Origin of the sequence: Cohaesibacter marisflavi (assembly GCF_900115225.1) — a bacterium.
GTDB lineage: Bacteria > Pseudomonadota > Alphaproteobacteria > Rhizobiales > Cohaesibacteraceae > Cohaesibacter > Cohaesibacter marisflavi.
Genome location: NZ_FOVR01000003.1, coordinates 113,893 through 125,811, shown reverse-complemented (window position 1 = coordinate 125,811; position 11,919 = coordinate 113,893). Strand labels below are relative to the sequence as shown.

Sequence of the window (11,919 nt, the reverse complement as noted above, 5' to 3'; positions counted from 1 at the left end):
TTGCTGTTGGCATTGCTCTTGCCGTTGTTGCTTAATCCGTTGCCTCCGGCATTGCTCTGCTTGGATGCTGCGTTGGCGTGACTTGATGATGCGCTGTTTCTGCTGTGATCATTGTCGTCATCACTAGAACTGGAGAAGCTGCTCGATGCTGACGATGTTCCGCGCCCATTACCGCTATTGCCATTCGCTGAGGCGGACGAGGTTGAACTTGAGAGCTCCGATCGGGCTTCCTCCACCGATGTCGTCGCTGTCTTGCTGCCAGCCTTCAAGGCCCGGGTTTTGCCCTTAACCTGAACCGTTGCATAGAAAATCGGCTTGGTGATCTTCGACTTGATCTGTTTGATGGTTGGCTTCTTGCCCTTGGCCTGAACCGTCATGTTCGTCTTGCCGGATGCGGCCTTGGTAACAGACGCTTTCTGCCCACGCGTGATTTCCGTCGTGTTGCCGGTTGCTCCGTCGGAGACTTCCACACGGCCACGGTTGACTGATACCTCTGCGCGATTCTGTGCCACATCGACGGTAAAGACGGTGCCTTTGACCACAGCGGTCAGATAAGGCGTCTTCACAGAGAAATGCTTTACGTCCTGTTTATTGACGGTCAACTGGATGCGGCCGCTTTGTTGTAGAATGACGGTTTTGCCAGACTGGATGTATTTCGCGGGCGGAATGGCCATGATAGCACCAGGGCCGACCTGCATCCGCTCCTTGCCCCGGATGAGCAACAGGCGCGTGCGGTTCTTGGTCGATAGTGTCTGGCCGGGATGCAGCACAGACCCCTTGCGCACCTTGATGGCCTTCTCACCCTTCTGGGCGATATAGGCAAGACCTGTGATTTTCTGCACGGTCCAGCTTGCGCCGGATTGCGCTTGAGCGTGCAAAGGCAGGACGAGAAGCAGAACGAAAGCGAATAGAATGCGCCGCATAGCATGCGTTTCCTTGACAGTCTTTAAAAGACCCGAAGTCTTTTGATTTTTATTAAAAGCAAAAATGACAAGGATGCCTAAATGCCTGATTAATAGGCACGTCGATATAATATTATTTCTAGTGTTTCTAGGTAATTCCACGCGGTAGTGTTAACGAAGTATTGTCGTGATAAATAGCATTTGAATGGTCTGGGCAAAGGAAGGGGCCAGAACCAATCTTTGGGTTATATATTGGACAGGCGCGTCCATGAGTTGCGTGGATAACTGTCGGTTCGGCGCGCCGCGCTTTGCCACCTATCGGTCGGCTTTCTGCTTTTTGCCAGTCTGCATCGCCTCAAGCTGGGCCTTGAATTTATCGCAAGGGTCTTTCTCATCCACCCGCGGCGTAAACCAGATCCAGTCATAAAGGGCCGCGTCAAAAGCAGCATAGGACGAAGGCTTGTCTTCTCCCCGTGCGACCTCGACAAAACCTATCGATACCACGCGGGCATCTGCTTCCAGAAACATCGGCACGCCTCGATCCTTGCGGGTGTGGCCGTTGCCTGCCACAAGAATGGCGAGGGACCCGTCCTGATGGCTCCTGCGCATGGCGCGGGCCATATGCGCATCCTTGAGCCGTTGCATCTCCATCATGGGGCCAACAGCATCCCGACTGATCATACCGCAATGGGCTGCGACCAATTCATCTGTCAGGCTCTGGCTCTGAGCTTTGTCATAGATGGTGTCCCATTTCAGATCCTCTCGAAGACGCTCGGGTACCTTACCAGTCTTTCCCAAAGCGCGCAGATCTGATCGCTCAGGGTTTCCTGCAAAGATCGGCATGGCGTGGGTTATCGCGCTGGCAAAAATGGGTTGATAAGAGCTCCAGTCGGGCCAACCGCGATCGTTCCAATGCAGGTCTTCTCCCAGAGCTGCAAGGCGCTCGGGCAAATTGGCGTTATCAGCCGCGCGATTGCGATATGCAAATCTGGTTACCGCATCCACGAGGGGCTGGTGAGAAGGCTCTAACATTTCGAAAACCACTTTCGCCTCACGGCCTAGCGCACCGACTTCATCTATGATGTGCGCTTGCAGGGCATGATGACGTGGATTGTCATGTTTCTCGCCCAGCAAAAGATAGTCGGCGATGGCTATGGCATCATTAAGCACTTCCGGCGTCGCTCGCTTGCCGGTCTTCATACGCCAAAGGCTCTCAGACAAAGGATGCTCGCTAAGCAACATGGGCTTTTCTTCTGTAACGGTTTGGGCCAGAGACGGTGCGGACCATGCGCTAAAAGCAATCAGAAAGGTAAACCCCAGAAAAAATCTTACACCAGTGGCATCACACCACAGTATAAGTTTCTCGCGCAAGAGAGAGAACGAATGTCTGTTCTTGCAGGTCATGGCATGGTACCCCTTAACTGTTTCGAGTTCGATTGTCGGGTCTCTGGAACAATCCTAAAGCATCTTGTCTATGCTTGCATCCATCTCGGGCAAGACTTGGGCTAAAGAGTGAGAGCCACAGGAATTGCTGTGTTCCATGTCAACTCTTGCTTGCACTTTGTGCCATCTGGGTTACTCTCCGCATAAAGGCCTGTTTGCTGCAAGGCTGGCCAATTCACAGGAGACATGATCATGGCTATCAGTTGGGTCCTATTGGGGATCGTGGTTCTTTTGGGCCTTTATGCTATTTCCATCTATAACAAACTGGTCAAGACCAGACAGATGGTCAATGAGGGCTGGTCGGGAATCGACGTGCAGTTGAAACGTCGCGCCAATCTCATTCCCAATCTGGTGGAAACCGTCAAGGGCTATATGGGCCATGAACGCGAGACGCTGGAAAAGGTAACAGAGATGCGTGCCCGTGCTGCCAATGCCTCCAAGGGTGGCGCCATGGAGCGGTCATTGGCCGAGGGCAATCTTTCTAAGGCCCTGGTCAATCTCATGGCCGTGGCCGAGAACTATCCCGATCTGAAGGCCAACGAAGGCTTCCTCAATCTGCAGCAGGAACTTTCCGGCGTGGAAGATGAAATCCAGCTCGCCCGCCGCTACTACAATGGCACCGTGCGTAACCTCAACACAATGATCGATCAGTTCCCCTCCAACATCGTTGCGGGCTTCTTCTCCTATGCCAAGAAGGATTATTTCGAGGTTGAGAATGAAGAAGATCGCGCAACACCTCAGGTAAAATTCTGATTCTCCGATCCGCAGCAAAGCCCGGCGCGGGCTCTTGTTGCCTATTGATCTGACATGTCGCACTTGGGCTGCCAGGTGCGTTTCCTTATATGTTTGCGCCGATGCGGCTGTCCGAAAAGGGACTTAGATATGCCACTGCGATTCTCACTTCATTTGCTTCTCGTCGCTTTTCTCATGCTCGCAGGCTCCGGAGCGGATGCTCTGGCGCGAGAGAGGATTGCCGACTATCAGGTGGCTATCAGCGTCAATAAGGATCGCTCCGTCGATATTACCGAAACCATCGAAGTGTATGTTGAGGGAGAGCAGATCAAACGCGGCCTGCTGCGCGATATCCCGGAGACCTATCGGCGTGAGGATGGACGCTATGTGAATATCAACCCTCAGGTCAGCACGGTCCGCCGCGATGGGCAGGATGAACCCTATCAGATAAGCCATGAGGGGCGGTATTTCCGCCTGCGCATTGGCGATGCCAATGTTCTGTTGCAACACGGGCTGCACACCTACGAAATTTCCTACAGTGTCGAAGACTCGATTGGCTTCTTTGATGACTATGACGAGATCTACTGGAATGCCATTGGCACCGAATGGGCTTTTCCGATCGAACGGGCCCGCGTGACGGTACAACTCCCTCAAGGGGCGTCGGTGCTGCAATATTCTGCCTATACGGGCCGCTATGGCGAAGGGGGCAACAGCTACACGGTCACGGATCAATCTGACCGGTCAATCAGCCTGGAAGCAACTCGCCAATTTGCCCCCCGCGAGGGTATGGCCGTTGCCGTCGCCTGGCCAAAGGGTGTGATCGCTGCACCAAGCCAAAGCGAACAGGCAGTGGGTCTCTTTCTTGATAATAGCCCGCTTTATGTGGTTCTGTTCGGGGCCGTCGTCACCTTTATCTGGCTTGTCTATTCGTGGGTGAAAGTTGGGCGCGACCCGGATGCCGGTGCCATCATTCCTCTTTACCGCGCGCCGGAGGCGATATCGCCTGCGATGGCCAGCTATATCGAGGGCATGGGAGAATTTGAAGAGGGCGAACAGAAGACCTTCATTGCAGCGCTGATCTCCATGGCGATCAAGGGGCTGATCGAAATCAGGGAAGTCGGCAAGAGCGCCGAAATCATTCGCAAGGATGCGCCCGGTGTTACGGTGGCAGGCAAAAAACGACATGTATCGGCAGTCAAAAGCCTGCCGGTGGGCGAGAAGGCTCTGTTCAAGGCCCTGTTTGACGGGCGTGACACAGTCAAGCTGGCAGACATGGAATATAAGCAGATGAGCAAAATCATGTCGGCTTTCACCAGTGCCGTTGATAAGGAAACCGACGAGACCTACTATCACGAAAATATGGGGCGCTCTTTTATTGGCTTGCTGATCACTGTCGTCTCTGTCGCTCTATACTTCCTCCTCAAAAGCTTTTGGGCTCCGCCTTTTGAATTTCCTATTCTGGAAGTGATGGTCTTGGCGTTTTTAGGCGCTGTTTTCACCATCCTGTTCATGGGTGTTACGGCCCTTTTGCCCCACAAGCTTGAGAATGCCTTGAAGGGGCTCATTCTGGCGGCACTGGCCGGAACAAGCCTTTATGTGCTGGCTGTTGGGCAGGAAAATATCATTCCGGGCCTCTGGAGTGAGTTGGCCATAGCGCCAGTGCTTCTGATCCTCTTCATGTGGCTGCTATCGTTGGGCTTCTATCAATGGATGAAAGCCCCCACGCAGCTTGGCCGACAGGTGATGGACAAGATCGAAGGGCTGAAGCTGTTTATGACGGTGACCGTTGCCCAACAGGTGGACGAGGCCAATGCGGCCGATATGCCGGAACTGACGCCAAAGCTCTATGAAGATCTGCTACCCTATGCCATTGCCCTCGGGGTGGAACGCAAATGGTCCAAGACTTTCGAGGAAAAGGTCTTCTCGCAATTGCCTCCGTCCCGGGCCTATCATCCGATCTGGTATGTCGGCGCCTATAGTGCGGCCCACCCGACGGCAGCTCTGGCACAAATCACCGATGCCATTGGCACAGATCTCTCCAGCGCCATGACTCCGCCAGCTTCGTCCTCATCAGGTTCTTCAGGCGGCGGTTTTTCTGGCGGCGGTGGAGGCGGCGGCGGCGGTGGTGGCTGGTAGGCCCCACCTCTTTGACGCTTCTTTTGTGCGCCGCATTTATGCGTTGTCAGGTCCGAGCCGTTCATAGATCGGGCGGAAGCTGCGCCTGTGATGGATCGTGATACCGAGCCGGTCCAAGGCCTCCAGATGGGCTCTGGTGCCGTAGCCCATGTGGGTCTCAAAGCCATAGCCGGGGAAGGCGCGCCCCATGCGCATCATCAGATGGTCCCGCGTCACCTTGGCCACGATAGAGGCCGCCGCGATAGAGAGCGAGCGGCTATCCCCCTTGATCACATGCATGCCGGGGCAGGGAGAGGCGGGAGCCACATCGCGCCCGTCAAACAGGGCATAGGCAGGCGGAATGGCCAAACCACTGAGCGCGCGCGCCATGGCCCAGAGCGTCGCACCGCGAATATTGAGGCTATCAATCTGGCGCGGTGAGGCCGAGGTAACCGACACTTGGGCGCTGGAACAGATGGCCTCGAACAGGGCCTCCCGCTTGGCCTCTGATAATTTTTTGGAGTCGTTGAGCCCCTGAGGGATCGCATCAGGATCAAGCACCACGGCGGCAGTCACGACTGGGCCAGCAAGAGGCCCACGTCCCACTTCATCAACGCCTGCCACAAGGCCTCCATATTGCTTCATCGCCGCTTCTTCAAGCGTGAAGTCTGGTCCGGTGGCTGCTCCGGTTCCTGCGCTGGTTGATGCAATGTCGAACAGGGAGCCCTGTTTGCCTTTTCCTTTGCCGCGAACTTGCTTCATCATCAGGTGTCCCTTAGCTCGCATCCATCTTGCTGCTGCCGCCCACCCTGAGGCCGGGGGCCGGGCGTTCGACCAGAACCGAGCGGCGGAAGCGATAGAGCTTGGCTGGGCGGCCACCCGTGCGTGTAGAGGTCGCTCCGGTTGGTTCAACCAATTGGCCCTGTTCCACCAGCCGACGGAAATTCTGCTTGTGCAGATGACGGCCTGAAATGGCCTCCACGGTTTCTTGCAATTGGGTCAGGGTAAAGCTGTCTTGCAAAAGCTCGAAGATCACGGGGCGATATTTCAGCTTGCTGCGCAAACGCGAAATGGCGGTTGCCAGAATGCGCCGGTGATCCATTTGCATCGGTTGGCCAAAGAGCAGCGCATCGGGGGAGGGGGCAATGCCCCGGTCGCGGTAATGCTCGGGCACAAGACCTGCTTCATAAAGCAGCTCATAGCGTTCCAGTACGCGCTCTTCATCCCACACGGCACCATCAATACCGAAAGACAGGCGCAAGCGCTGCATGGGGCTCAAAGGCTTGTTGCCATCATCGGGCGCAACGGCTGCCCATTTGCGCAAGGCCGGAATCAGTTGGGCGTCAAGCAGAGCGGGGCGGTCATCGCGCCAGTCTTCCCATGGAAAATGGCTATACCAACTGCGCCACCGCCCGCCGAATTGCTCCAGCTGTCCACCCGGACCGTCTTCGGTTGCCTCAGCCAGTTGCGTCAGCGCCAGATACCCGATGGATACCTCGTGTATGTCGCTTTCATGCGCTTCCATCCGGCGGCCTCTGTCGCCGAAGGTGTAGAGCTGTTCCACATAGCCCAGCCGCAAGCCCGTTTGCCTGCGCACCCAGCCACGCAGGCCAGCTTCCAGCGTCCGGTGACGGGTAGGATCAAACGGCCCGAAGGGCAAGGAAGCCTGCGAGTCATAGGGCCGATTTGCCGAATTGGGTGCTTTCGGGGAGGAGGGGGCTGGGTCGGGCGTCAGATCAGCAAAAGAGGAGCCCGGCTTGTGATGCATGGTCTGGGGCAGATGCACTTCCAGAACCACCGGCGTCAGGTCGCGCACGGCAGTAATGGCGGCATTGAGGCCGACCGAGATAGAGACCATTGAGGCGTTGTCGGTTTCCTGATCCACTATATCCTCGCGCTGTCAGTGACGCAGCTGTTGTAGCCGCAAGAGCGAGCACAACAGACCGGCATTATCTTATAACTACAGCATAGAGGTTTGAATGAAAACAGTTTCCGCTCAGAGGATGTGAGGCATGGCAAAAACATTGCCCTCATAGCAATCAGCGCCGCGCCCAATGCTCTTGATGGCTTCACTCATGCGCCCGTCGCGCCTAAGCAGATGATCGGCCAGTTCCACAAGCCGACGGTTGGGCGTCGCCGGAGGAGAGGCTTTGCGCAGGTCTTGCGCCAGCAGCATTTCGTCAAGCTCGGGCCGCAAGGCACAGGCTGCAATATAAGCTGAAGCCGTTGACCGACTGACGCCTGCCCAGCAATGCACCACCATCGGAGCGCTACGGTCCCAGTGGCGAAAGAAGTCGATCATTTGCTGGACTTGCTGCTCTGAACTCAGCGTAAAGCCCGGGATGGTCGCCGCGATGTCATTCATGCCCAAAAAAAGATGATTCTCCTTGGCGATACGTCGCGGCCTTTCGACCTCCATCTCGGGGTTGACCACGCTGACCAGGTGGGAGGCTTTGACATCGTCAACCACCTTTTCAAGCTTGGATAGAGAGCAAACATAGAGCATCGAACTGACCGTTCCTTTTTTTGCCGATCTTGATATTGGAGAGGGTGCTGGTTTTCCAATCCATGATCGGGGTGTCTTTGCGTCAGGCGTAGACTGTGCTTCTTTGTCCTGACAAATCACCCTTGAGGGTCCATAGCAGACTAGCAGCTTTTCTTCTTCGGTGCGCTTACAGGGCGCTCACCATTTGGTCGCAGATCCTTCGTCTCACGCATCCGCATCGCTCCGGGCGGCGCTTGGCTTCTTTCATCCTTCCAGCGCTTTGCGCAATGTGTGAAAGCGCTCAAGAAAGGCCTCTTGAGCCTCCCCCGTGCTCCACGGCGCTATGGGAAGCTCGGCTTCTTTTAGACCGTTTGGCGCTCCGAACAATTGCTCCGCTTCCACTTTGCCAAAACCGGCCAGATGGATCGCCTCGAAATAGGCCGAAATACGATCGGCCTGTTTTATCTGCTTTTTTAGGGCTGCCGTGGGGTGGGGAGCGAGACCGAAACGAATATGGATTGCTGCTTCCAGTCGCTCTTCTATACGCTTGTAGTCCGCGCCGATGGCTGACTTGAAGGGCGAGATCATGTCGCCAACAACATATTCTGCTCCGTCATGCAGTAGGCCCATCATCAAGGCTTCAAGTGGCAGAGACGGGAATTTCTGCCGCATGATCATTTCCACGATCAGACTATGTTGGGCTACGGAGAAAGGGTGATCGCCGATGGTCTGCCCGTTCCAGCGTGCAACACGGGCAAGGCCGTGGGCGATATCCTCGATTTCGATATCGAGCGGGGAAGGATCGAGCAGGTCAAGCCGCCTGCCAGAGAGCATGCGTTGCCAGGCGCGTGGGGCATCGGATTTTACGGGCATTGATATCTCCAAACTGTCGCGGGCAGCTTTACCCCAAAGCGGCTGACAATGGTATGGAAAATCGTGCAAGCTTTCCACAAGTCCATGCATATGACGCAGAGCATGCACCCGGTCTTATTCATAGCTTAGGGTTGAAAAGAGAGGGCGCGACAAAAATATGAGCCAAATTTTCAACAATTAAATAAGGGGAATTCGGTATCTAAATTATGAGAATGAAAGGCAACAATTAAAGTGACTTATTGGCTGCGTTTTGAAAAATTCTAAAAATATTTTGACCGCTCATTTCCATAACACACTGTTTTGTTATGCCTTTTTGATTGACTTTGCGAACAATTCGCATCAGTTTTTACTACAAGAACACCGAGCTGGGCCTTGAACCCAACATTGGAGATAGAAATGAAAAAGTCCTTCCGTGCGACGGTGTGCGTCGCCGCACTCATGGTATCATCTGCAAGCGTGAGCTTTGCCGCAGATGAAGTCAATATCTACTCCTATCGGCAGCCATTCCTGATCGAGCCTCTGCTTGAGGCTTTCACCAAGGAAACCGGCATTCTCACCAACCTGATTTTTGCCAACAAGGGGCTTGAGACCCGGATCAAGGCAGAAGGCGAATATTCTCCAGCCGATCTGTTGCTGAGCACCGACGTTGGCCGTCTTCAAGCGGCAGCTCAGCAGGGCATTGCGCAGCCAGTGGTCTCCGACACCCTGAAGGCCAACATTCCGGCCCATTTCCGCGATGGTGACAATCAGTGGTTTGGCCTCACTTCGCGGGCCCGTGTCGTCTACGCTTCCAAAGAACGCGTCGAGCAGGACAGTATCACTTATGAAGAGCTGTCTGATCCGAAATGGCAGGGGCGCATTTGCACCCGTTCCGGTCAACATGATTACACCATCGGCCTGATTGCCTCGATGATCGTGCATCACGGCGCCGAGGAAACCAAGACATGGCTGGAAGGCGTCAAAGCCAATCTGGCGCGCCGCCCGACGGGCAATGATCGTGCGCAGGTCAAGGCGGTCTATGCCGGTGAATGCGATATCGCACTCGGCAACACTTATTATATGGGCAAGATGCAGACCAACGACAAAGAACCCGAGCAGAAGCAATGGGCAGAGTCGGTCCGCATTCTTTTTCCCAACAGCGATGGTCGTGGCACGCACGTAAATATCTCGGGCATGTTGCTGACCAAGCACGCACCAAATCGCGAAAGCGCCGTCAAACTGATGGAATTCCTGTCATCGGAAGAAGCCCAGCAAATCTATGCGGAAGGCAATTTCGAATATCCGGTCAAAGAAGGCGTGCAGCCATCTGAACTGGTTATGAGCTGGGGCAGTTTTACACCGGACTCGGTTGAGCTGTCCAAGATTGCCGACGCACGCAAAGAGGCCTCTGAACTGGTCGATATCGTTGATTTCGACGCTGGCGCTAACTGAGCTGAGCCAGCAAGTCAGGCAGCCCTTTTAAAGGAACTGAGTTTTAAGGAGAAGAATTTCCCGAATTGGCTGAAGGGGAACAAGCGTGATTTCACTGCCAAACAAGGTGAGTTGTACTGGTCCTACTGCTTTTTCCTTGGAGTGACCCTTCGCCAATAAAGCGCTTGGCGGTCGATAGACGCGATACTGGTCCTCTCGCGTCGACTGACTGCAAAAAGCGCTTCCCCTAGCGGTCCTGCATAGGTGGCTCCATAACAAAGCTGGTCCCTTTGTTATGATGCGTCATCAAGTGAACACTCTTATGCTTATCGGGTTTATCCCGGAAAGACAAGAATGTGGGACGGTACATAAAATCAATCGGAGAAACTTATGTGGAAAGCTGGTCCCTTTCCCATTCTCCACCTTGTCCGGTTGATCCTTTATGGCAAGTGCCACGACGGTTTCTATCCGTCGTGGCACTCTTGTTTTTTGGGGAGGTCTTCGCCCCTGGGGTGTCTGAAACCGCAGCTTTTGCTGCGTCATGATCAGGCTGGAAGCTCTTCGGCGGCAGCGTCCGTGCGGCGTGTGGCAACCAGCGTAATGATACCGGCAACTGCTGCAAGGGAGGCGGACAGCACTGCGGTGCGATAGTCAAAATAGCTGGCGATGATCCCCATCAGCGAACCGCCAACCAGCCCCGAAAGGAACATGGAGTTGGTGTAAAGCGCCATGGCGTTGCCGATGAAGCCGCGCGCAAAGGATTGCATGAAGGTGATGCTGACCGCAGCGAAAATACCGAAATAGGTGCCTTCGATGGCTGCAGCGATAGACATTTCCGTCAACGAATTGATCGTGGAGAGATAGCTATAGCAGACGACGGCCATGAGGCTTGCCAGAATCATGGCATTGCGCACGCCCATCTTTTTCAGCAAGCCCGGCGTGCCCAGAATGACCACCACCTCAAAGAAGCATTTTACCGCGATCGACAGACCCGGCGCATAGTCAGGCAAATGCGCTTCCTTGATCATGAAAAGCGGAGCTGAGGACAGGGCCAGCGAGTTGCCAAGCGCAATGAAAAAGCAGGCAACCGTCGCGGCCCAGAGCGGGAAGTTGAAGTTGCTGGTGGCGGCAGCGCTGGCCGCAGACGAATCTGCATGGGCCGGATGGGTGCGTCGAAATGGGTGCTTGAGCGTGATGTTCCAGGTCAGAAGCCAGACGCAGCCAACCGCGACCGCCAGCTCGAACACGATCATGTGGCCATAAACACTGGCCAGAGCGAAACAGAGCGCAGGCGCAACCATCCAGGCCAGCGACATCATGGCACGGACACGGGCATTGAACTTGGCTGAATCGAGATGTGATTGCTCCGAATAGAAGCGGGCAAAGCTCAGAATAGTGCCAATGGCCGAGTTGGCAATCGCCAGACAGGCTGCGAAGATTGTTACCAGTGTCCAGTAGCTCGTAACCACCAACAGCGAGCTCATCGCTGCCAGATAGCAAAGAATGGAGGCCAGCAGAAGCTTGCGAATGTCCCAGCCCTGATCGATCTTCTTGCCCACAAAGCGATTTGCCGTAACCGCCAACACCGTGGCCACCAGAGAATAGAGGCTGATCATCATGGGAGACTTCTGTAAGTCTTCGATGATGAACAAGCCCATGAAGGGTACGGTTGCTGCATTGGAAAAGGAACCGACGAACACCAGAACAAGCACAAGATATTGATTAGGCATGGCAATGGACACTTGCAGGATCTCATGGCTGTAAAGCAGGCCATGGAAGACTATTTCAGGGAAGGTGGAAAGCCCCAAAGGCTTGAAACGAAACGCGCTTGAAACGATAGAAGCTGGAGGGGAGTTTCGGGTCAGTGACCCAAGCCTTACGCAAAATAATTAATTTGCGATCAATCGCAAGAGGCGATTGAGTGATTTTCCAGCCAGCATGGCTCATATGCAATGGGCT

At 54.8% G+C, this 11,919-nt stretch carries 10 protein-coding genes; 3 read left to right on the top strand and 7 right to left on the bottom strand.

The window, feature by feature from the left end; genetic code table 11:
• Together BM258_RS07290 and BM258_RS07285 are read right to left on the bottom strand one after the other, a co-directional pair.
• Positions 1–923, bottom strand: a 923-nt coding sequence (locus tag BM258_RS07290; RefSeq protein WP_090070665.1) for a FecR domain-containing protein, incomplete at its 3' end; no start/stop codon positions are given.
• A 294-nt stretch (positions 924–1,217) separates the two neighbouring features.
• Positions 1,218–2,144 carry a ChaN family lipoprotein gene (locus tag BM258_RS07285; protein ID WP_175527973.1) on the bottom strand — a complete coding sequence of 309 codons (927 nt, stop codon included), beginning with the start codon at positions 2,142–2,144 and terminating at the stop codon, positions 1,218–1,220.
• A gap of 393 nt (positions 2,145–2,537) precedes the next feature.
• Between BM258_RS07285 and BM258_RS07280 the strand changes: the two genes are divergently transcribed.
• On the top strand, positions 2,538–3,098 hold the full coding sequence (locus BM258_RS07280; protein ID WP_090071272.1) for a LemA family protein: 561 nt from the start codon (positions 2,538–2,540) through the stop codon (positions 3,096–3,098).
• A gap of 129 nt (positions 3,099–3,227) precedes the next feature.
• Positions 3,228–5,213: a DUF2207 domain-containing protein gene (locus BM258_RS07275; protein ID WP_175527972.1), complete on the top strand. Its 1,986-nt coding sequence runs from the start codon at positions 3,228–3,230 to the stop codon at positions 5,211–5,213.
• 36 nt (positions 5,214–5,249) lie between these two features.
• Here the strand turns inward: BM258_RS07275 and BM258_RS07270 are convergent, their stop codons facing one another.
• The 4 genes from BM258_RS07270 to BM258_RS07255 form a co-directional block, all read right to left on the bottom strand.
• Positions 5,250–5,957: a ribonuclease HII gene (locus tag BM258_RS07270; protein ID WP_407062704.1), complete on the bottom strand. Its 708-nt coding sequence runs from the start codon at positions 5,955–5,957 to the stop codon at positions 5,250–5,252.
• A gap of 10 nt (positions 5,958–5,967) precedes the next feature.
• Positions 5,968–7,050 (bottom strand): NUDIX hydrolase, encoded by a 1,083-nt coding sequence (locus BM258_RS07265; protein WP_090070658.1) that lies wholly within the window; start codon positions 7,048–7,050, stop codon positions 5,968–5,970.
• 138 nt (positions 7,051–7,188) lie between these two features.
• Positions 7,189–7,698 (bottom strand): tyrosine phosphatase family protein, encoded by a 510-nt coding sequence (locus BM258_RS07260; RefSeq protein ID WP_090070656.1) that lies wholly within the window; start codon positions 7,696–7,698, stop codon positions 7,189–7,191.
• Positions 7,699–7,941: 243 nt separating this feature from the next.
• Entirely contained in the window at positions 7,942–8,550 is a 609-nt protein-coding gene (locus BM258_RS07255) for a YfbR-like 5'-deoxynucleotidase (protein WP_090070654.1), read from the bottom strand.
• A gap of 390 nt (positions 8,551–8,940) precedes the next feature.
• Between BM258_RS07255 and BM258_RS07250 the strand changes: the two genes are divergently transcribed.
• Entirely contained in the window at positions 8,941–9,981 is a 1,041-nt protein-coding gene (locus BM258_RS07250; protein WP_407062707.1) for a Fe(3+) ABC transporter substrate-binding protein, read from the top strand.
• A 524-nt stretch (positions 9,982–10,505) separates the two neighbouring features.
• On the opposite strand, the gene BM258_RS07245 is transcribed toward BM258_RS07250, so the two are convergent.
• On the bottom strand, positions 10,506–11,690 hold the full coding sequence (locus BM258_RS07245; protein ID WP_139229228.1) for an MFS transporter: 1,185 nt from the start codon (positions 11,688–11,690) through the stop codon (positions 10,506–10,508).
• Between the last annotated feature and the right edge of the window lie 229 nt (positions 11,691–11,919).